The sequence below is a fragment of the Caulobacter sp. genome, assembly GCF_039596335.1.
Taxonomy (GTDB): Bacteria; Pseudomonadota; Alphaproteobacteria; order Caulobacterales; family Caulobacteraceae; genus Caulobacter.
The window spans coordinates 135,082-153,938 of sequence record NZ_JBCNJZ010000008.1; the positions used below are offsets into that span (position 1 = coordinate 135,082).

Genomic DNA, 18,857 nt, shown 5'->3' on the forward strand with positions numbered 1-18,857 from the left:
GCAGAACTCACCGCAGGAGCTGTCCCATGACCCAGACCTTCGACCTGATCGTGCGTGGCGGCGAGGTGGTGAACCACGCGGGCCGGGGCCTTGCCGACATTGGCGTCCGCAATGGCAAGATCGTCGCGATCGGTGACCTTTCCCAAGCCTCGTCCGGCGAGATCTTCGACGCCTCCGGCCTGACCGTCCTTCCGGGCGTGATCGACAGCCAGGTCCACTTCCGCGAGCCGGGCCTGGAGTGGAAGGAAGACCTGGAAAGCGGGTCGCGTGGCGCAGCCCTGGGCGGCGTGGTCGCCGTCTTCGAGATGCCCAACACCGAGCCGACGACGACCGATCCGGACGCCTTGGCCGACAAGCTCTCGCGCGCCAAGAACCGCATGCACACCGACCACGCCTTCTATGTCGGCGGCACGCATGAGAACGCCCAGTTCCTAGGCGAGCTGGAGCGCCTGCCGGGCTGCTGCGGCATCAAGGTGTTCATGGGCGCCTCGACCGGCACCCTGCTGGTGCAGGACGACGAGGGCGTCGAGAACGTGCTGCGCCACGTCAACCGCCGCGCGGCCTTCCACTCGGAAGACGAATACCGCCTGGCCGACCGCCGCCACCTGGCCCGTCCCGGCGACTGGACCAGCCACCCCGAGGTGCGCGACGCCCAGGCCGCCCTGCAATCGACCCACCGCCTGGTCCGCATCGCCAAGGCCCTGGGCAAGCGCATCCACGTGCTGCACGTCACGACCAAGGAAGAGATCGACTTCCTGGCCATGAACAAGGACGTCGCCTCGGTCGAGGTCACGCCCCAGCACCTGACCCTGGTCGCGCCCGAGGCCTATGAGCGCCTGAAGGGCTTTGCCCAGATGAACCCGCCGATCCGCACCGCCGACCACGTGGCCGGCGTCTGGCGCGGCATCGAGGCCGGCATCGCCGACGTGTTGGGCAGTGACCACGCCCCGCACACTCGCGAGGAGAAGGCCCGGCCCTATCCGGCCTCGCCGTCGGGCATGCCGGGCGTCCAGACCCTGGTGCCGGTGATGCTGACCCACGTGGTGGACGGCAAGCTGAGCCTGGAGCGCTTCGTCGACCTGACCAGCCATGGCGTGAACCGCGTGTTCGGCCTGGCCGACAAGGGTCGTATCGCCGAGGGCTTCGACGCCGACTTCACCATCGTCGACATGAAGGCCCGCAAGGTCATCACCCACGAGCAGATGGCCAATCGCGCCGGCTGGACCCCGTTCGACGGTTTCGAGGCCAAGGCCTGGCCGGTAGCGACCATCGTGCGCGGCATCGTGGTCATGCGCGACGACGAGATCATCGCCGAGGGCCGTGGCGAGCCGGTGCGCTTCCTGGAAACGCTCGTGCGCTAAATTTCACTCCGTCTACGGATCAACCAAAGGCGCTCAGCCGGTCCGGGCACCAGATCCACGGCGCGGTCATAGGCCAAAAGCGCCTCCTCGCGCCGTCCCAGACGCGCCAGGAGGTCGGCGCGCACCGCGTGGAACGGCTGGAAATCGGCCAGCCGCGCGACATCCAGCGCCTCGATCTCGGCCAGGGCCGCGGCGGGGCCGGCGACTTCCGAGAGCACCACGGCGCGATTGATCCGCACGAACGGGTCCTCGCGCAAGGCCAGCAGCAGATCGTACAGCGCCAGGGCCGCCGACCAGGGCGGCGGCTCGGCCAGCGACCGGCGCACACACCACACGCCATGCAAGGCCGCGCGCAATTGGCGCGGACCCGAGCGGTTCAGTCGTGCGGCTTGGCGCAGCAGTGCCTCTCCCTCGCGGATCAGCGGCTTGTTCCACCGAATGGGGTCCTGCTCCGACAGCGGGACCATCGCGCCGTCGGCGTCCAGCCGCGCCGGTCGGCGGGCCTCGGCGAAACGCACTAGGGCAGCGAAGGCCAGGCATTCCGGCTCGGTGGGCAGAAGGTCGGCCAGCACGGCCGTCAGCTCCAGCATCTCGCGGCCATAGCCGGCGTGCGGCCCGGCCCCGGCGGCGTCCTCGTGGGCGCGGGCATAGGCCACATCGAGGGTCGACAGCACCGCGGTCAGACGTTCGGGCCAGGCCTCGGGACCGGGGACCTCGAACGATACCCCGGCCTGGGCGATCTTCTTCTTGGCGCGGGTCAGCCGCTGGAACATGGCCGGCTCGGCGACCAGGAAGGCGCGGGCGATCTCCTGCACCGACAGGCCGCAGACCAGTCGTAGGGTAAGGGCCGCGCGGGCCTCGGGCGCGACGGCGGGGTGGCAGCAGACGAAGATCAGCCGCAGCCGCTCGTCCGGGATCAGGCGGGCGTCCGAGGCCAGGATGTCCTCGGCCGAAGGCTCGGGTTCAGGCGCATCGGGCGTCAGTTTTTGCCCGATGCTCCGTCTACGGATCATGTCGACCGCATGCCGCCGCGCAGTGGCGTAGAGCCAGGCGGGCGGGTCCAATGGCAGAGCCGCCGGCCAGACGGCGGCGGCCCGCGCGCAGGCCTCGGCATAGGCCTCCTCGGCCAGGTCCAGGTCGCGGAAGGTCGCGGCCAGGGCGGCGATGATCCGCCCCCCGGCCTCCCGCGCGGTCTGGTCTAAGGCGCTCAATCCATCTCCATCACGGGGCGGACCTCGACAGCGCCATCGCGTAGCAGTGGGATCCGCCGGGCGATGGCCAGGGCCGCGTCCAGGTCAGGAGCGTCGACGATGTAGAAGCCGCCCAGCTGCTCGCGGGCCTCGGCATAGGGGCCATCGTGCAGGGCGTGGCCCTCGGGCGTCTTGCGCACGGTGGTGGCGGTGTCGGTGGTCTTCAGGCCTTCGCCGCCGCGCAGGATCCCCTGCTCGGCCAGCTCGCCGGCCAGGGCCTGATGGGCGGCGATGATGGCCTCCAGATCGGGGCTGTCGTCCTGATAGAGGCTCTCGTCTTCGTAGATCAGCAGCATGTATTGCACGGTCACGTCTCCTTCGCGGCGTTTCGACAGGAGAGACGCGCGAGCCGGCCCGGATTCGACAGGCTCTCGGAAAAAAGTCGAGGCCCGATTGAACGGCGTGATCTGAAACGGGATAGTCGGGCATGAACGCATCCGTCGACGCCCCGTTTCGTGACGCCCGTTACGCCCCGCGCGCTTTGGAGGTCGAACGCCGGGACGACGCGCTGATCCTGCGCAATCCGATGCCGTATGTCGCCGACATGCGCACGACCACGGCCCCGCTGGCGCGCTGGGCCGTCGAAGCGCCGGATCGCGTCTGGCTGGCCGAGCGCGACGGCGAGGGCTGGCGGACGGTGACCTACGAGATGGCTGCCAAGCAGGTCGGGGCGTTGGCTACTGGTCTATATGAGCAGGGGCTTATGCTGGGCCAGCCGCTATTGATCTTAGCGCGCAATGGCATCGACCACGCTCTGATCTCGTATGCGGCGATGAGTATCGGCGCGCCGATTACGCCTGTCTCGCCGCAATATGGTTTGAAAGGCGCAAACCTATCGCGACTTGAGGCCGTAGTTGAGCATCTTCGACCATCACTCATTTATGTGGATGACGCCGAGGACTTTGCCGAAGCGTTGGCGGCGCTGTTTCTCGAGGGGATTTCCGTCGTCGCGAGCCGCAATCCCCGACCTAGCGATATTTCGTTTGGTCAGTTGCTGTTCTCAACACCCTCTCCCGCGGTCGCTGAGCCCGATGATGTCGCCAAACAACTGCTAACATCTGGCTCGACGGGGCGGCCAAAGCTCGTCATCTGCACTCATTCGAACATCGCGCTCAACGCCTGCCAGATCCAGGGCTGCTACGCCGATCCCGATCCGCCGGTGCTGGTCAATTCCGCGCCCTGGAGCCACAGCCTGGGGGCCAACGCCATCCTGCACATGGTGCTGCACCGGGGCGGGACGCTGTACATCGATGCTGGCCAGCCGCTGGCTGGCAAGTTCGCCGAGACCGTCCGCAATCTGCGCGAGGTCGCCACGACCTATCACAACATGGTCCCGGCCGGCTGGGGCCTGCTGGTCGGCGAGCTGGAGCGCGACGCGGCCCTGGCGGCCAGGTTCTTCGAAAAGGTGCGGGTGCTGCAGTACGGCGGCGCGTCCATGGCCCAGTCGATCCTGGACCGCGTCCAGGCGGTGGCGGTGCGCACGGTCGGCGAACGGATCACCTTCGCGGCCGGCTACGGCGCGACCGAGACCGGGCCGACGGCCTGCAACATCCACTGGCTGAACGCCCGCTCGGGCATGGTCGGCCTGCCGACCCCGGGCACGGCGGTGAAGCTGGTCCCGGCCGGCGAGGGCGGCAAGTTCGAGATCCGGGTCAAGGGCCCGCAGGTCTCGCCCGGCTATCTGGACCAGCCCGAGGCGACCGCCCAGGCCTTCGACGAGGACGGCTTCTACCGGCTGGGGGACGCCGCGCGGCTGGCCGATCCGGAGGATCCGTCGGCGGGTTTGGTCTTCGACGGACGGCTGGTGGAGAACTTCAAGCTGGCCAGCGGGACGTTCGTGGCGGCCGGGGCGCTGCGGGTGGCGGCGGTGTCGGCGATCGGCGGCGTGGTCTCGGACGCGGTGGTCTGCGGCGAGGGGCAGGACGGGGTCGGGCTGATGCTGTTCCTGGACGCCAAGGCCTGCGAGCGATTGGGTGACCAGGCAGCCGTCACGACGGCGATCGCCGAGGGCCTGTCACGCCTGAACGCGGCGGCCAAGGGCGGCGGCGGAAAGGTGCTGCGGGCCTTGATCCTGGACGGCGCGCCTGATGCAGCCAGCGGTGAGCTGACCGACAAGGGCTATATCAACCAGGCCCTGGCTCGCGACCGGCGTCCGGCCGAGCTGGCGCGCCTGTTCGCCGAGAACCCGGACGCCGGGGTCATGCGGTTCTAGGCTCGGGACCCCGCGCCACGCCCAGGCAGATCAGCAGCTGGCCGAAATAGTAGAGGCCCCAGACCGCCAGGCCGGTCGCGAAGGTGTCGGGCAATGAGCCCAGCCGCGCGAAGATCAGGAGGTCGGAGACCACGAACATCAGCGCTCCTAGTCCCACCCAGTTGCGGGCATAGCAGCTCATCAACGCCGTTGCCGCCATCACCGCCAGGATCAGGCCGTATAGGGCGACACTGGGCGCGGCGGCGCGGTCGGCGGGCAGCAGGTACGACGCGATCGTCACCACCGGGATCAGCAGCAGCTGCAGCCGCGTGCCCGTCCCGCGTTGCCGCAGATAGAGACCCGTGGCCACCAGATGGCCCAGCAGGAACGACACCGCTCCAACCGTCAGGCCGTGGGTCTGCAGCAGGACGTCGCCGCCCGCGCCCAGCGCCATGACCGCAACCAGCAGCCAGCCGTCGAGGTCTCTGGCCCGCAGCGCCGCATGGACCGCCAGCAGCCCCACGCCCGCACCTTTCCACGCCGTCTCGACGGCTTGGGGCAGGTCCGCCGTCCAGGTCGCCACGTAGCTGACACCGGCGACCACCGACGCGACAAGCGTCCAGCGCGCGACCGCGCTCACTCCTTGCATGAACCGTTTCCCCCAATTTTTTCTCGAGATTGCGACGAGCTTTGCTGTGGATGCAATCGTGTTGAGGGGGGCGTCGAAATGTCGGAGACAAAGGACATAACAAAACGGAGGACAGCATGAACGGCGCGGACGCCTTGGTCACCACCCTGGCCGACAACGGGGTCACCGCCTGCTTCGCCAATCCCGGCACCAGCGAGATGCAGTTCGTCTCGGCCTTGGATCGCGAGCCGCGCATGCGCTCGGTGCTGTGCCTGTTCGAGGGCGTGGCGACCGGCGCCGCCGATGGCTACGGGCGGATGGCTGGAAAGCCCGCCTGCACCCTGCTGCACCTGGGGCCCGGCTACGCCAACGGCGCGGCTAACCTGCACAACGCCCGCCGCGCCTTCACGCCCGTGGTCAATGTCATCGGCGATCACGCCACCTATCACCGCGGCTTCGACGCGCCGCTGAACAGCGACATCGCCGCTCTGGCCGCGCCTAACTCGTTGTGGGTCAAGTCGGCCGAGAGCGCCGACAGCGTCGGACCGCTGGCCGCCGAGGCCATCGTCGCCAGCTATGGCGCGCCGGGCGGCAACGCCAGCCTGATCCTGCCGGCCGACAGCGCCTGGAACGAGGCGACGGTGAAGGGCCCGGTGGTCACGCCGCCGGCCTTCGCCCAGCCCGATGCGGCGGCCGTGGAGGCCGTCGCCAAGGCCCTGTCCTTCGCCAAGAAGCCGGTGCTGCTGCTGGGTTCGGGCGCATGTGGCGAGGCGGCCCTAGCCGCGGCGGGGCGGCTGTCGGCCCACGGCGTGCGCGTCCTGACCGACACCTTCACCTCACGCCAGGCGCGGGGCGAGGGACGCTTCCGCCCCGACAAGCTGCCCTATTTCGCCGAACTGGCCCTGCAGGATCTGGAGGGCGTCGACCTGATGGTGCTGGTCTCGACCCAGCGTCCGGTCGCCTTCTTCGCCTATCCCGACCGGCCCAGCGTGCTCGTGCCCGAAGGCTGCTCGGTCGAGACCCTGTGCGGCCGTGAGATCGACGCCGAGGCCGCCCTGATCGCCCTGGCCGATGCGGTCGGCGCGCCGGCGGCCGGACCAGTCGAGACCTACGCCCCGATCGACGCCCCTGCCGGCAGACTGGACGCCTGGGCCATCGGCGCGTCGATCGCCCGGCACATGCCGATCGACACCGTGGTCTCGGACGACGCGGTGACCGCCGGCCTGCCGATCTTCACCCAGACCCGCGCCGCCCGCGCCCACGACTGGCTGTCCCTGACCGGCGGCGCCATCGGACAGGGGATCCCGGCGGCGATCGGCGCGGCCGTGGCCTGTCCCGACCGAAAGGTGCTGGCCCTGACCGGCGACGGGGCGGGGATGTACACGGTGCAGGGTCTCTGGACCCTGGTCCGCGAGCAGCTGGACGTCACGGTCGTGGTGTTCGCCAACCACGCCTATCGCATCCTGGGCATCGAACTGGGCCGCACGGGGGCCGGCAATCCGGGTCCCGCGGCCTCGAAGCTGCTGGACCTGGGCGATCCGCGTATCGACTGGGTCGCGGTGGCCACCGGCATGGGTATGGCCGCCGAGCGGGCCGAAACCGCCGAGGCCTTCGAGGACGCCTTCGCCCGCGCCATGGCCGCCCCCGGCCCGCGCCTGATCGAGGCGGCGCTCTAGCGCTCGAGGCCTTCGGGCAAAAGAAAAGGCCCGCCGGGATCGCTCCCGGCGGGCCTCGTCATTTCAAGCTCTGATCAGATCAGCTCTTGGTCGCGTTGGTCGGCAGCTTGCAGCCACCGCCGATGCCCTTGGCCTGCACGCAGGACAGGAACTGCGACGAGGCCGGCTTGGCGACGTTCAGCGGATAGGCCAGCACCCAGCCCGGCAGACCGTCCGAGCAGGCGACTTCGACGAAGCCTTCCTTGTCGGTCGAGCCGATGATGCGGGCGTCCGAGACCTTGCACGAACCCTTGTTGAACTTGACCAGGTCGGCCGACAGACGGGCGTACTGGCTGTCCTTCTTGGTGAAGGTGCAGCGGTAGCCGTTCAGCTCCGAGGTGATGCAGTCGAACACCTGGCCGTCATTCGCCGTGAAGATGGCGATGGCGCCGACGTCGCTGTTCTTGCACTTCAGCTCGACGACTTCCTTCTTCGGATCCTGGCTGGGCAGCATGCCGTACTTTTCGACGTCGCACGGGAAGCCAGCCTTGGTGGCGAGCTTGCCGTAGAAGCCGGCCTGTTCGGTTTGGGCGGCCACAGCGTCGGTCATGGTGCAGCCGCCGCCGACGAAGCCGGCTTGGGCGCACGGAATGGCCTTGGCGAACGCACCGGTGGCGGCGGTCTGCTGGTACATGTAGCCCTTACCGTCCTGGCACGAGACCTCGTAGTAGTTGTCGGTCTTGGTGCTGAGGACGTAGCGCTTGTCCTTGACGGCGCAGTTGTTGGCCGCGGAGGTGTTCAGCGTGTTGACGACGTTCAGCTGCGTTTCGCGGTTGGTCAGCTTGCAGTTGACGTTGCCGCCTTCGTCATAGAGCAGGCAGCTGTTGGCGATGATCTCGCCGCTCAGGCTGAGCGGGTTGGCCGTCTGGATGACGTAGCCCGAGCCGCCCTTACAGGCGACTTCGAAGAACGAGTTCTTGGCCGACGAGCCAATGGCGCGGCTGTTCTCGACTTCACAGTTGACGCCGGCCTTGGTGGCGTAGGCTTGCAGGGCGGCGCCGGGATTGGCGTTGCCGGGCAGAACGCAGGCGAGACCGCCGGCCTTGCCGTCGGCTTGCGGGGCGCTCGATTCCAGGCAGGTGTAGGTCTGGACGGGGGCGTCCTTCTTGGCCAGGACCGCGAAGCCCATGCCTTCGTTACAGGCGACTTCGTAGTACTTGGTGGCCGCCTTCTTGTCCTCGCCGATGAAACGGGCGTCAGAGACGGTGCAGGCGATGCCAGCGGCCTGGATAAGGGCCGGGGCTTCCTTCATGCCCGCTTCGCGCGACTTGGCGTCGACGGCAGCGGGCTTGCCCTTCTCTTCTTTCGGCGCCGAAATGACGACGGCCGGAATGAGAACGGCGACCGCGAGGGCGGCCGACAGGCCGATCGCGAAACGCTTCATGGGAAACATCTCCTGGGTGGATTCCTCGCGCGGACATAAGCGCGTGCTTGCATCGGGGGTCAAGATACCGTCCGACATAGGCGCGATGATGACCGCGCCTGCGGGCAAAAAATGGGTCGGTAGAAGCTTTGCCTTACGAGCAAGGCCGGGGAAGGAAACACGATGCGGGACGGGTTCGAAGACGAAGCAGAGGCCGGGGCGGCGGTCGAGGCCCCGAAGAAGGTCGGACGCCTGATCTATCCGTTCGAGACCGCGCCGGAGGTCGGGACGGGCGAGGCCGTCGAGGTCGCGCCGGGCGTCCTGTGGCTGCGGATGCCGCTGGGCGGCTCGCTGCAGTTCATCAATGTCTGGGCGATCCAGGACGGCGAGGGCTGGGCGGTGGTCGACACCGGCCTGCAGACCCGCGAGACCAGCCAGGCCTGGCGCGACGCCTTCGCCGGAGCGCTGGGCGGCAAACCGATCACCCGGGTGATCGTCACCCACCTGCATCCCGACCATATCGGCCTGGCCGGCTGGATGACCCGCAAGTTCGATTGCCGCCTGTGGATGACCCGGCTGGAATACTTCCAGTGCCGGATGCTCGTGGCCGACACTGGCCGCGAGGCGCCCGAGGACGGTGTGAAGTTCTTCCACGCCGCCGGCTGGGACGAGGACGCCATAGAGAACTACAAGGCCCGTTTCGGCGGCTTCGGCAAGGCGATCTACGCCCTGCCCGACAGCTATCGGCGGCTGTCGGACGGCGACGATTTCGAGATCGGCGGCAAGACCTGGCGTGTGGTGACGGGGCAGGGGCACTCGCCTGACCACGCCTGCCTGTGGTGCCCGGAGTTGAACCTGCTGATCTCAGGCGACCAGGTGCTGCCGCGCATCTCGTCCAACGTCTCGGTGTTCCCGACCGAGCCCGACGCCGACCCGTTGAGCGATTGGCTGCGGTCGCTGGCCAAGGTGCGGGACACCGTGCCGGACGAAGTGGTCGTGCTGCCGGCCCACAACGATCCGTTCGAAGGGCTGCACACCCGAATCGAAGGGCTAATCTCCGGCCACGAGCGCGGGTTGGGGCGGCTGGAAAAGAAGCTGGCCGAACCCAAGCGGGTGGTCGACACCTTCGGGGCGCTGTTCGCGCGGCCGATCGGGCCGGACCTGCTGGGCATGGCCACCGGCGAGGCGCTGGCGCATCTCAACTGCCTGATCGGCCGGGGGCTGATCCGCCGCGATGTCAATGACGACGGCGTCGCCTGGTACAGCGCCTGAAAACGCTCGTTTGACATTTCGCGTGCGAAACATAATCTGGCGGGCATGTCCGTGCCCACTGATCGCCGACTGATCTTCCTGCTCAACGCCGGTCAACGGCGCGTGCAGCGCTGGATCGAGGCCAAGATGGCGGCCAAGGGGGGGCTGACTGCCGCCCAGTCCGGCGTGCTGTTCTATCTCGGCGACAAGGACGGCGTGCTGATCGGCGAGGCCGCCGATGCCTTGGACCTGGCCCCCTCGGCGATGACCGGCCTGATCGACCGCATGACCCGCGCCGAGCTGGTCGAGCGCCAGTCCGATCCCAGGGACGGCCGGGCCATGCGCCTGCACCTGACCGACAAGGGTCGCGCCGCGCGGCGAGACGCCAAGTCCGGCCTGGACGGCATCAACGCCCACCTGACCGATGGTTTCACCGACGACGAGATCGCCGTCGTCGCCCGCTGGCTGGCCAGCCTGCAGACCAAGTTTCCCAAGGGAGAAGCGCAATGACCGATCACGTAAAGGTCGAGATCGACGCCGGCGTGATGACCCTCACCCTGGCGCGGCCCGAGAAGAAGAACGCCCTCTCCAACGCCATGTACAAGGTGCTGGCCGACAGCCTGGAGGCCGCCGAGAAGGACCCCGCCGTGCGCGTCGTGGTCTTCCAGGCCGAGGGTGACAGTTTCACGGCCGGCAACGACCTGCAGGACTTCGCCGCCCAGGGCTCAGGGGCTTTCACCGAGGAGCGCCACGTCGGCCGCTTCCTGAAGGCCCTGGCCCACGCCACCCGGCCGTTGGTCGCCGCCGTTCACGGCCAGGCCGTGGGCGTGGGCACGACCATGCTGCTGCACTGCGACCTGGTCTATGTGACGCCGGACGCCCGCCTGACCGTGCCGTTCGTCAACCTGGCGCTGGTGCCCGAGGCCGCCTCGAGCTGGCTGCTGCCGGCTCGGATCGGCTATGCCCGCGCCTACGCCATGTTTGCGCTGGGCGAGGCGATCGATGGAGCGACGGCGGTGGCCTGGGGCATCGCCAATGGCGCGGCCGAAGCCGGCGACCTGCGCGCCCGCGCCCGCGAGGCGGCCGACCGCCTGGCGACGCGTCCGCTGGGCGCCCTGACCACCACCAAGCGCCTGATGCGCGACGCCGAGAAGATCGCCGAATTGATGGACACCGAAGGCGCGCTGTTTGGCGAGCGCCTGAAGACCGCCGAAGCCCGCGAGGCCTTCATGGCCTTCATGGAGCGCCGGCCGCCGGATTTCACCAAGGTGGGCTAGCCTCGCCGCATAACGAAGAAACGATCTGGGAGGATCGCCATGGCTGAACGGATCACCTCGCCCTTCGGGGCGATCTCGACGGCGCGCGAGGTTGTCGCGGGCCATGACTTGTCGGGCCGCGTAGCCATCGTCACGGGCGCGGCGACCGGCATCGGCGTCGAGACCGCGCGGGCCCTGGCTCTCGCCGGCGCCGAAGTGATCATCGCCGCCCGCAAGCCGGACCTAGGCGAAGAGGTCGCCAACCAGATCAACGAAGAGGTCGGCTCCAAGCGTGTCAGCTTCGGCATGCTGGATCTCTCCAGCCTTGAGGCGGTTCGCCACTTCGCCAACCGCTGGGGCGAGCGGCCGATCGACTTGCTGATCAACAACGCCGGGGTCATGGCCAGTCCGCTGATGCGCACCGCCGACGGCTTCGAGATGCAGTTCGGCACCAACCACATGGGCCACTTCCTGCTGTCGGTGCTGCTGGCTCCGAACCTGGTCGCCGGCGCCAAGGCCAGCGGAAAACACTCGCGGCTGGTGTCGCTGTCGTCGATCGGCCACCGCCGCGCGGGCGTGACCTTCGAGGATCCCAACTACGAACATCGCGACTACGACAAGTGGGAGGCCTACGGTCAGGCCAAGACCGCCAACAGCCTGTTCGCGGTCGGCTTCGACAAGCGCTTCAAGGGTCAGGGCGTCAACGCCAACGCCGTCATGCCGGGCGGCATCATGACCCCGCTGCAGCGCCACCTTCCGATCGAGGAGCAGAAGGCGCTGGGCTGGATCGACGAGCACGGCAACACCCGCGCCGGCTTCAAGACCCCCGAGCAGGGCGCGGCGACCAGCGTCTGGGCGGCGGTCGGCGACGAACTGGAAGGTGTGGGCGGGCTCTATCTGGAAGACTGCAACCAGGCGGTCCCGTGGAGCAAGGAGCACGCTTGGGTCGGCGTCATGCCCCACGCTCTGGACCCGGAGGCGGCCGACCGCCTGTGGGACTATTCGATGACGGTGACAGGCGCCTGATGGAAAGCCGATCCACCCTGCGCCTGGCCGGGGTCGCGACCCTGGCCGGGGCGGCGATCGACGTCGTCGCACCGTTCGTCATCTATCCGCGGCTGAGCCAGCCCTGGCCGCATCTGGTCTATGTGATCATCGACCTCTTGCTGGTCATCGGCATGCTGGGCCTGCGGGCCGTAACGGCGCGATCAACGGGCGCGCTGGCGCTGACCGGCTTCGTCCTGGCCCTGCTGGGCGTGATGCTGGTGCGCACGTCCGAGGCCCGGATCTTCGGCGAGGCCTCGTACATGATCGCTTCCAGCGCCTGGTCGATCGGCATGGTGCTGTGGGCGGTCGACCTGCTGAAGGCCAAGACGTTCCGGTTGGCCGCCGGTCTCTGGATCGCCGCGCTGGTGGTCGGTTTGGCGGGCCTTGTCGTCAAGGACGGCGGGACCATCGCGCACCTGGCCAAGTGGGCCTTCATCGGCGGCTTCGCGGTGGTCGGGCTGGAGCTCTTGCGCAAGCGCTAGCGCTTCTTGCGGGCGGCGAACTCCAGCGACTTTCGGGACCAGTCGATCAGGATCTCCTGGTCGTCCAGCGCCTCGGCCGGGGCCGACCAGTAGTTCAGGGTCTTGCCGTCGCCGAACGGATCGAAGATCTGCGCGCCGGCCGCCTCGAACTCTGCCTTCAGGCCCTCATCGCCCTTGAGGTAGAGCACGTCATCGGCAATGAGGGCGAAGAACAGGCCGTTGGCGTAGATCCCCGCGCCGCCGAACATCCGGCGCGTGGTGATCCGTCCCAGCGGCGCCAGCTGCTCGACCACGAAGTCCAGATAGTCCGAAGAGACCGCCATGTCCGTCAATGTCCGTCCAGCCACGCCCGCCGACGCGAGCCTCATCCACCAGTTCATCCGCGATCTGGCCGAGTATGAAAAGCTGCTGGACGCGGTCGAGGCGAGCGAAGCCGACACCGCCGCCGCCCTGTTCGGCGACAACCCGCGCGCCTTCGCCGACATCGCCGAAATCGACGGCCAGCCGGTGGGGTTTGCGCTCTGGTTCTACAACTACTCGACCTTCGTGGGCCGGCACGGGATCTATCTGGAGGACCTGTTCGTGCGGCCGGCCGCGCGGGGTTCAGGGGCCGGCAAGGCGCTGCTGGCCAACCTGGCCAAGCGTTGCGTCGTCGAGGGCCTGGGCCGGCTGGAGTGGTCGGTGCTGGACTGGAACGCCCCGTCGATCGCCTTCTACGACAGCCTGGACGCGGCCGCGATGAACGAGTGGATCACCCGTCGCCTGACCGGTGACGCGCTGAAGAAACTGGCGGGGGTTTAGGCGCTCTGCGTCCTTCGAGGCCCGGCTTCGCCGCGCACCTCAGGATGAGGGATTCTCTGATTTCCTCATCCTGAGGCGCCCGCGCAGCGGGCCTCGAAGGACGCACTATTCCAGCCGGTCGGCCTTGCGCAGGTCGGGGAAGAGGTAGGCCCACAGGGCTGTGACGGCCATGGCCCCGACGCCGCCGAACACCGCCGCGCCAACGGGGCCCAGCAGCCAGGCCGCGGCCCCGCTCTCGACCTCGCCCAGTTCGTTGGAGGCGCTGATGAACACGCCCGAGACGGCGGCGACGCGGCCGCGCATGGTGTCGGGGGTGACGATCTGAACGAGCGTCTGGCGAACATAGACCGACAGCATGTCGGCCCCGCCCAGCACGGCCAGGGCGCCCACCGACAGCCACTGCAGTTTCGACAGGCCGAACACCACGGTGGCCAGGCCGAACACTGCGACGCCCGTGAACATGATCTTGCCGGCGTTGCGACGGATCGGGTTGCTGGCCAGGTAGATGCCGACCAGCGCGGCCCCGATCGCGGGGGAGGCGCGCAGCAGGCCAAAGCCGCCGGGGCCGATGTGCAGTACATCCTTGGCGAACACTGGCAGCAGGGCTGTGGCCCCACCCAGGATTACCGCGAACAGGTCCAGCGAGATCGAGCCGAAGACGATCTTGTTGTTCCAGACATAGGCCAGACCCTCCTTGATCAGCTCGACGCGCGAGCCGTCCTGCCGTTCGGGCTTGGTGGAATGGCGCACCAGAAGCGCCAGGGTCGCGGCCAGCAGATAGAGAACCACCGAGCCGCCGAAAGCGAGCTCCGGCGAGTGAATTAGCAGCAGGCCTCCAAGGGCCGGTCCGGCGATGGCGCCGCCCTGCCAGGCCAGCGAGTTCCAGGCGATGGCGCGGGGCAGCAGGGCGCGGGGCACCAGCATCGGCCCCATGGCGCTGCTGGCCGGCGATAGGAAGGCGCGGCTGGCCCCGAACAGCACCGATATGGCGAAGATCGGCCACAGATGGTGCGAACCCGACAGCGCCAGCATCAGCAGCGTGCCGGCGCTGATGGCGTCCAGGGTCAGGCTGGCGGCGATGATCCGCTTGCGCGTGCGGCGGTCGGCCGTCTCGCCGGCGATCAGGGTCAAGAGCAGCAGTGGCGTGAACTGGGCCAGGCCAATCATGCTGACCAGGAAGGCCGACTCGCCGACCGAGTGGGTCAGGCGGGCGATCGCGTAGACCTGCCAGCCCAGGGCTACCGACTGGATCTGCACCCCCAGGGTCGAGCAGAACCGCGCCACCAGGAACAGGAGAAAGTCACGTTCCCGCAACAGGGCGCGGCTAGAGGAGTCGGAAGCGGGCGCGTCTGCTGGGTCGGGGTCTGACATCGGCCAGCAACATAGGGGCAACGCGTCGCGCTGCAACGTTATTGACCTGAGAAAGGCTTGGCCCTACAGCGCGCGCAGTCATCCGGAGCTTTTGGCCCATGCGCCTGCGACGAATCCTGCGCGAACGCGCCACGATCTGAAGCTCTCCCGCGCGCCTTCGCGTCGGGAGCCCCCGACGTCTCTCGCACTTCGAAGGCCGATGACCTCCGTTTCCACCTCTGTTTCTTCCGCGCCCGCCTATCCGTCGCTGGTCCTCGAGACCCCGGCGATGGAGGCGGCCGTCACCCATCTGATCGACCGGGTCTTCGGCCCGGGCCGCTTCGCCAAGTCATCCGAGCGCTTGCGCGAGGGCAACACCCTGCTCCCGGACTGCTCGTTCGTGGCCCTGCGCGACGACAAGCCGGTCGGTTGCTGCCGCATGTGGCCCGTGACCATCGGCGGCGAGGGCGTGGCGTTCCTGGGGCCGCTGGCCGTCGATCCGGACGAGCGCAGCGCCGGCCTGGGCCAAGCCCTGGTCGAGAGCGCCGTCGATGCCGCCCGCGCGGCGGGCTGGCGCGCCGTGCTGCTGGTCGGCGACGGGCCCTATTTCGGCCGCGTCGGCTTCAACAACGCCCACACCGCCTGGGTCGTCATGCCGGGTCCCGTGGACCAGCGTCGGGTGCTGTTGTTGCCCCTGCGTCAAGGCGGCGACGAAGGTTTGTCGGGTCTGGTGGCGATCGATCCCCGCGCTTGAGCCGGGGGACCGAAGGGCCTAACTGATCGGGGATGACCGACGTTTCCCCCAAAGTTGGACTGGAAGGCGTCGCCCAGGCGGCCAAGGCTGCGGGCGCGCGCGGCCTGCCCCCGGTCCACCTGTGGAACCCGCCGCACTGCGGCGAGATCGACATCCGCATCCGCAAGGACGGGGTCTGGTTCCACGAGGGCACACCGATCGGCCGCGAGGCCCTGGTGCGGCTGTTCTCGACCGTGCTGCGGCTGGACCCGGACGGCTATCACCTGGTCACGCCGGTCGAGAAGATGAAGATCGTCGTCGAGGACGCGCCCTTCATCGCCACCCGCGTGGATCGAGAGGGCGACGCCCTGGTCTTCCAGACCAATGTCGGCGACACCGTCGAGGCCGGCCCAGACAACGCCATCCGCGTCGAGATCGACCCGGCGACCGGTGAGCCGCGCCCCTATCTGCACGTGCGCCGCGGTTTGGAGGCCCTGATCGCCCGGCCGGTGTTCTACGAGCTGGCCGAGATGGCGACGCTGAACGGGGATGCGTGGGGCGTCAGCTCGAACGGCGCAGTGTTTGCGATCGCTCCGCCCGGAGCGGACATCGCATGATCCCGGATCTAAAGGGGCAGAACCTGCGGGCCTGGATCGGCGACCGCCTGGACCCGATCGCCGACTACGACCCCAGCCTGGCGAATCCGATCAAGTCGGACTTCGACCTCAATCCGGGCCTGACCTTCGACAATCCCCACGCCCTGCGGCCGGCCGCGGTTCTGGTGGGGCTGATCGAGCATGACGACGGCCTGACCGTGTTGCTGACCCGCCGCGCCGACACCCTGCGCAGCCACACCGGCCAGATCGCCTTTCCGGGCGGTCGCTGCGATCCGGGCGAGACGCCGTGGGGCACGGCCCTGCGCGAGGCCCAGGAGGAGGTCGCCCTGGACCCGTCGTTCGTCACGGTGGCGGGGCTGCTTCACGGCTATCAGACGGTGACCGGCTTCCACGTCACGCCGGTAGTCGGCTTCATCGATCCGAAGGCGACCTTCGTGCCCAGTCCCGAGGAGGTGGCCGACGTCTTCGAGACGCCGTTCGCCTTCCTGATGGACCCGGCCAACCACCAGCGCCAGCATCGCGAGACGCCCAGCGGCGAGCGGCGCAACTTCTACGCCATGCCGTGGAACGACCGCTTCATCTGGGGCGCGACGGCGGGGATGCTGCGGTCGCTTTACGAGCGCCTGCACGATTCCGCCGGCGAGTAAGGCGTTTCCTCTCTGGCGGAGTCGGGCGCTCCTGCCCTAACTATCGCCCCGATTTGGGGATCGGGTCTGTCCTTTCAGGTGGAAGCATCTGAAATGCGATGACAGTCCCTTCAGAAGGACTTGGGAGTACGGCGGCAGCGTTCGCCGACTCCGAACGCGTGGGTGGGAGTCAGGCGTTGGAGACTATGACGATCGGCGCGCCGCCGTGGATGGCGCTACCGGAGACGCGCGCGGTGATCGCGGCGCTGGAGGCGCGCGGCTATCCGGGCTGTGCGCGCTTCGTCGGCGGCTGTGTGCGCAATACGCTGATGAACAAGCCGGTGGACGATATCGACATCGCCACCACCCTGACGCCGGACCTGATCATCGACGCCCTGGAGCAGGCGGGCCTGCGGGCCATTCCAACTGGTGTCGATCACGGCACCATCACGGCGCTGTCGGGCGGTCGGCCCTATGAGATCACCACCTTGCGCAAGGACGTCTCGACCGACGGCCGCCGGGCGGTGGTGGCCTTCACCCAGGAGTGGAGCCAGGACGCCGAGCGGCGGGATTTCCGCTTCAACGCGCTCTATGCCGACCTGGAAGGCCATATCTACGATCCGACCGGCGAGGGCGTGAACGACGCCCGCGATGGCAAGGTGGTGTTCGTCGGCGATCCGATGACCCGCATCCGTGAGGACTATCTGCGGATCCTGCGCTTCTTCCGGTTCCAGGCCTGGTACGGCAAGGGCGAGGCCGACCAGAAGGCCCTGGCCGCCTGCAAGGCGCTGAAGGGCATGGTCTCGGGCCGCGCCGCCGAGCGCACCCAGAAAGAGTTGATGAAGATGCTGGCGTCGGACGATCCGCGCCCGACCTTCCGGCTGATGTCCGCCACCGGGGTGCTGTCCTCGATCCTGCCGTCGGTGAAGTCACTGGCTCGCTTCGAGGCCCTGGTGGGCATCGAGACCGAGCAATTGTTCGAGAACGACCCGGTGCTGCGCCTGGCGGCCCTGATCCCCGACGACGCCAAGATCGCAGCAGAGACGGCTGAGCGCCTGCGCCTACCCAATAACGTCCGTGATCGGATTGTCGACGCTGTAGGCAAGAATCCGCGCGTCGTATCGTGGATGAGCCCGCGCGAAGCCCGCCGCGCTGTCTACGGCCTGGGCGTCCGCGCCTTCTGCGATCGGGTCAAGCTTGCCTGGGCCGGTTCGGGTCGTCCGTCGACCGCGCCGCAATGGCGGGCCCTGCTGGCCCTGGCCGAGACCTGGAACCCGCCGACGTTCCCGCTGAGCGGCGACGAGATCCTGCAGGCCGGCGTGCCCAAAGGCCCGATGGTCGGGGAAGTGATGCGCGAGATCGAAATCTGGTGGATCGATCAGGACTTCATCGAGGACAAGTTCAGCGCCATCGAGCGCTTGAAAGCAGTCGCCCAAGGGATGGTCTACTGATGCGGATCGGCCTGCTCGAAACCGGCGAACCGCCGGGCGACCTCTTGGAAAAGTACGGCAGCTACGCCTCGATGTTCGAGGCGCTGCTGGGCGGCGATCACGCCTACCGCGTCTATGACGTGCAGAAGGGCGAGCTGCCGGCCGATCCGGCCGAGAACGACGCCTATGTCGTCACCGGCTCGGCCGCCGGCGTCTATGACCCGCTGCCGTGGATCGAACCGCTGAAGGCGTTCCTGAGGGCGGCCAAGGGCGAGACGCCGATGGTCGGGGTGTGCTTCGGCCACCAGATCATGGCCGAGGCGTTCGGCGGCAAGGTCGAGAAATCCGACAAGGGCTGGGGCGTGGGCCTGCAGGCCTATGAGGTCGCCGAGCATGCGCCGTGGATGGATGACGCCCGCCACGTGTCGGTTCCGGGCTCGCATCAGGACCAGGTGGTCGAACTGCCGGAGGGCGCGCGGGTGCTGGCCGGCAGCGCCTTCACTCCCTACGGCATCCTGGCCTATGACGACGCCAAGGCGATCTCAATGCAGTTCCACCCCGAGTTCTCGCCGGCCTACGCCAAGGCCCTGATAGAGGCTCGGCGCGGCACGCGGTTCACCGACGAGCAGGCCGACGCGGCCATCGCCAGCCTGGGCGCGCCCAACGACCGCGATCGCCTGGCGGATTGGATCGGCCGTTTCCTGGCGCAGGCAACCTGAGGCCAAGCTCGAACGTTTCCTGACCTACATCCCAGAC

General features: G+C 68.4%; 20 protein-coding genes and 1 pseudogene. 15 read left to right on the plus strand and 6 right to left on the minus strand.

Going from position 1 to position 18,857, the window contains the following annotated elements:
- Nucleotides 1-26: 26 nt before the first annotated feature.
- Nucleotides 27-1,361 carry a dihydroorotase gene (locus ABDW31_RS18200; RefSeq protein ID WP_343699332.1) on the plus strand — a complete coding sequence of 445 codons (1,335 nt, stop codon included), beginning with the start codon at nucleotides 27-29 and terminating at the stop codon, nucleotides 1,359-1,361.
- Here the strand turns inward: ABDW31_RS18200 and ABDW31_RS18205 are convergent.
- A complete protein-coding gene (locus ABDW31_RS18205; protein ID WP_343699333.1) occupies nucleotides 1,358-2,572 on the minus strand; it encodes a DUF6596 domain-containing protein in 1,215 nt (404 codons plus the stop codon). The genes ABDW31_RS18200 and ABDW31_RS18205 overlap by 4 nt on opposite strands.
- Nucleotides 2,569-2,922 (minus strand): YciI family protein, encoded by a 354-nt coding sequence (locus tag ABDW31_RS18210; protein WP_343699334.1) that lies wholly within the window; start codon nucleotides 2,920-2,922, stop codon nucleotides 2,569-2,571. The genes ABDW31_RS18205 and ABDW31_RS18210 overlap by 4 nt, the downstream gene beginning before the upstream one ends.
- A gap of 116 nt (nucleotides 2,923-3,038) precedes the next feature.
- On the opposite strand from ABDW31_RS18210, the gene ABDW31_RS18215 reads away from it, so the two are divergent.
- Nucleotides 3,039-4,823: a feruloyl-CoA synthase gene (locus tag ABDW31_RS18215; RefSeq protein ID WP_343699335.1), complete on the plus strand. Its 1,785-nt coding sequence runs from the start codon at nucleotides 3,039-3,041 to the stop codon at nucleotides 4,821-4,823.
- Here ABDW31_RS18215 and ABDW31_RS18220 read toward each other — a convergent pair.
- Nucleotides 4,810-5,451: a lysoplasmalogenase gene (locus tag ABDW31_RS18220; protein ID WP_343699336.1), complete on the minus strand. Its 642-nt coding sequence runs from the start codon at nucleotides 5,449-5,451 to the stop codon at nucleotides 4,810-4,812. The two genes, ABDW31_RS18215 and ABDW31_RS18220, sit on opposite strands and share 14 nt — an antisense overlap.
- Before the next feature lie 116 nt (nucleotides 5,452-5,567).
- Here ABDW31_RS18220 and ABDW31_RS18225 point away from each other — a divergent pair, with 116 nt between their 5' ends.
- Nucleotides 5,568-7,106 (plus strand): acetolactate synthase large subunit, encoded by a 1,539-nt coding sequence (locus ABDW31_RS18225; protein ID WP_343699337.1) that lies wholly within the window; start codon nucleotides 5,568-5,570, stop codon nucleotides 7,104-7,106.
- A gap of 79 nt (nucleotides 7,107-7,185) precedes the next feature.
- Here ABDW31_RS18225 and ABDW31_RS18230 read toward each other — a convergent pair whose 3' ends face one another.
- Complete coding sequence (locus ABDW31_RS18230) at nucleotides 7,186-8,538, minus strand: hypothetical protein (RefSeq protein WP_343699338.1); 1,353 nt, start codon at nucleotides 8,536-8,538, stop codon at nucleotides 7,186-7,188.
- 153 nt (nucleotides 8,539-8,691) lie between these two features.
- On the opposite strand from ABDW31_RS18230, the gene ABDW31_RS18235 reads away from it, so the two are divergent.
- Genes ABDW31_RS18235 through ABDW31_RS18255 form a run of 5 tightly spaced genes read left to right on the plus strand, consistent with a single transcriptional unit; the run spans nucleotide 8,692 to nucleotide 12,544 of the window.
- On the plus strand, nucleotides 8,692-9,780 hold the full coding sequence (locus ABDW31_RS18235; RefSeq protein WP_343699339.1) for an MBL fold metallo-hydrolase: 1,089 nt from the start codon (nucleotides 8,692-8,694) through the stop codon (nucleotides 9,778-9,780).
- Between the two features lie 45 nt (nucleotides 9,781-9,825).
- Nucleotides 9,826-10,269: a MarR family winged helix-turn-helix transcriptional regulator gene (locus tag ABDW31_RS18240; protein WP_343699340.1), complete on the plus strand. Its 444-nt coding sequence runs from the start codon at nucleotides 9,826-9,828 to the stop codon at nucleotides 10,267-10,269.
- Nucleotides 10,266-11,036, plus strand: a complete 771-nt coding sequence (locus ABDW31_RS18245) for an enoyl-CoA hydratase (RefSeq protein ID WP_343699341.1) — start codon at nucleotides 10,266-10,268, stop codon at nucleotides 11,034-11,036. The genes ABDW31_RS18240 and ABDW31_RS18245 overlap by 4 nt, the downstream gene beginning before the upstream one ends.
- 39 nt (nucleotides 11,037-11,075) lie before the next feature.
- The gene (locus ABDW31_RS18250) at nucleotides 11,076-12,041 is read left to right on the plus strand and encodes an SDR family NAD(P)-dependent oxidoreductase (protein ID WP_343699342.1); all 966 of its coding nucleotides are present in this window, start codon (nucleotides 11,076-11,078) and stop codon (nucleotides 12,039-12,041) included.
- The gene (locus ABDW31_RS18255) at nucleotides 12,041-12,544 is read left to right on the plus strand and encodes a hypothetical protein (protein WP_343699343.1); all 504 of its coding nucleotides are present in this window, start codon (nucleotides 12,041-12,043) and stop codon (nucleotides 12,542-12,544) included. Before ABDW31_RS18250 ends, ABDW31_RS18255 begins: the two co-directional genes overlap by 1 nt.
- Here the strand turns inward: ABDW31_RS18255 and ABDW31_RS18260 are convergent.
- Nucleotides 12,541-12,876 (minus strand): TfoX/Sxy family protein, encoded by a 336-nt coding sequence (locus tag ABDW31_RS18260; RefSeq protein ID WP_343699344.1) that lies wholly within the window; start codon nucleotides 12,874-12,876, stop codon nucleotides 12,541-12,543. The two genes, ABDW31_RS18255 and ABDW31_RS18260, sit on opposite strands and share 4 nt — an antisense overlap.
- Here ABDW31_RS18260 and ABDW31_RS18265 point away from each other — a divergent pair.
- Nucleotides 12,866-13,345: a GNAT family N-acetyltransferase gene (locus tag ABDW31_RS18265; protein WP_343699345.1), complete on the plus strand. Its 480-nt coding sequence runs from the start codon at nucleotides 12,866-12,868 to the stop codon at nucleotides 13,343-13,345. The two genes, ABDW31_RS18260 and ABDW31_RS18265, sit on opposite strands and share 11 nt — an antisense overlap.
- Nucleotides 13,344-13,450, plus strand: a pseudogene (locus ABDW31_RS18270) (hypothetical protein); the annotation flags it as partial. The gene ABDW31_RS18265 and the pseudogene ABDW31_RS18270, both read left to right, overlap by 2 nt.
- Here the strand turns inward: ABDW31_RS18270 and ABDW31_RS18275 are convergent.
- On the minus strand, nucleotides 13,451-14,716 hold the full coding sequence (locus tag ABDW31_RS18275; protein WP_343699346.1) for an MFS transporter: 1,266 nt from the start codon (nucleotides 14,714-14,716) through the stop codon (nucleotides 13,451-13,453).
- Nucleotides 14,717-14,915: 199 nt separating this feature from the next.
- Between ABDW31_RS18275 and ABDW31_RS18280 the strand changes: the two genes are divergently transcribed.
- The 5 genes from ABDW31_RS18280 to ABDW31_RS18300 all read left to right on the plus strand — a co-directional run bounded on the left by ABDW31_RS18280 (nucleotide 14,916) and on the right by ABDW31_RS18300 (nucleotide 18,820).
- A complete protein-coding gene (locus ABDW31_RS18280; protein WP_343699347.1) occupies nucleotides 14,916-15,449 on the plus strand; it encodes an N-acetyltransferase in 534 nt (177 codons plus the stop codon).
- A 32-nt stretch (nucleotides 15,450-15,481) separates the two neighbouring features.
- Entirely contained in the window at nucleotides 15,482-16,045 is a 564-nt protein-coding gene (locus ABDW31_RS18285; RefSeq protein ID WP_343699348.1) for a DUF1285 domain-containing protein, read from the plus strand.
- Nucleotides 16,042-16,692, plus strand: coding sequence for a CoA pyrophosphatase (locus ABDW31_RS18290; protein WP_184723272.1), 651 nt, complete (start codon nucleotides 16,042-16,044; stop codon nucleotides 16,690-16,692). The genes ABDW31_RS18285 and ABDW31_RS18290 overlap by 4 nt, the downstream gene beginning before the upstream one ends.
- A gap of 185 nt (nucleotides 16,693-16,877) precedes the next feature.
- Nucleotides 16,878-18,122 (plus strand): CCA tRNA nucleotidyltransferase, encoded by a 1,245-nt coding sequence (locus ABDW31_RS18295; RefSeq protein ID WP_343699420.1) that lies wholly within the window; start codon nucleotides 16,878-16,880, stop codon nucleotides 18,120-18,122.
- The gene (locus tag ABDW31_RS18300; RefSeq protein ID WP_343699349.1) at nucleotides 18,122-18,820 is read left to right on the plus strand and encodes a type 1 glutamine amidotransferase; all 699 of its coding nucleotides are present in this window, start codon (nucleotides 18,122-18,124) and stop codon (nucleotides 18,818-18,820) included. The genes ABDW31_RS18295 and ABDW31_RS18300 overlap by 1 nt, the downstream gene beginning before the upstream one ends.
- Nucleotides 18,821-18,857: the final 37 nt, after the last annotated feature.

Bases quoted from the DNA above. Each gene is read 5' to 3' on its own strand.
- ABDW31_RS18295 (WP_343699420.1), top strand. From the start codon at position 16,878: ATGACGATCGGCGCGCCGCCGTGGATGGCGCTACCGGAGACGCGCGCG.
- ABDW31_RS18215 (WP_343699335.1), top strand. From the start codon at position 3,039: ATGAACGCATCCGTCGACGCCCCGTTTCGTGACGCCCGTTACGCCCCG.
- ABDW31_RS18265 (WP_343699345.1), top strand. From the start codon at position 12,866: ATGTCCGTCAATGTCCGTCCAGCCACGCCCGCCGACGCGAGCCTCATC.
- ABDW31_RS18300 (WP_343699349.1), top strand. From the start codon at position 18,122: ATGCGGATCGGCCTGCTCGAAACCGGCGAACCGCCGGGCGACCTCTTG.
- ABDW31_RS18250 (WP_343699342.1), top strand. From the start codon at position 11,076: ATGGCTGAACGGATCACCTCGCCCTTCGGGGCGATCTCGACGGCGCGC.
- ABDW31_RS18235 (WP_343699339.1), top strand. From the start codon at position 8,692: ATGCGGGACGGGTTCGAAGACGAAGCAGAGGCCGGGGCGGCGGTCGAG.
- ABDW31_RS18200 (WP_343699332.1), top strand. From the start codon at position 27: ATGACCCAGACCTTCGACCTGATCGTGCGTGGCGGCGAGGTGGTGAAC.
- ABDW31_RS18220 (WP_343699336.1), bottom strand. From the start codon at position 5,451: ATGCAAGGAGTGAGCGCGGTCGCGCGCTGGACGCTTGTCGCGTCGGTG.
- ABDW31_RS18240 (WP_343699340.1), top strand. From the start codon at position 9,826: ATGTCCGTGCCCACTGATCGCCGACTGATCTTCCTGCTCAACGCCGGT.
- ABDW31_RS18280 (WP_343699347.1), top strand. From the start codon at position 14,916: ATGACCTCCGTTTCCACCTCTGTTTCTTCCGCGCCCGCCTATCCGTCG.
- ABDW31_RS18245 (WP_343699341.1), top strand. From the start codon at position 10,266: ATGACCGATCACGTAAAGGTCGAGATCGACGCCGGCGTGATGACCCTC.
- ABDW31_RS18290 (WP_184723272.1), top strand. From the start codon at position 16,042: ATGATCCCGGATCTAAAGGGGCAGAACCTGCGGGCCTGGATCGGCGAC.
- ABDW31_RS18275 (WP_343699346.1), bottom strand. From the start codon at position 14,716: ATGTCAGACCCCGACCCAGCAGACGCGCCCGCTTCCGACTCCTCTAGC.
- ABDW31_RS18225 (WP_343699337.1), top strand. From the start codon at position 5,568: ATGAACGGCGCGGACGCCTTGGTCACCACCCTGGCCGACAACGGGGTC.
- ABDW31_RS18285 (WP_343699348.1), top strand. From the start codon at position 15,482: ATGACCGACGTTTCCCCCAAAGTTGGACTGGAAGGCGTCGCCCAGGCG.
- ABDW31_RS18255 (WP_343699343.1), top strand. From the start codon at position 12,041: ATGGAAAGCCGATCCACCCTGCGCCTGGCCGGGGTCGCGACCCTGGCC.
- ABDW31_RS18230 (WP_343699338.1), bottom strand. From the start codon at position 8,538: ATGTTTCCCATGAAGCGTTTCGCGATCGGCCTGTCGGCCGCCCTCGCG.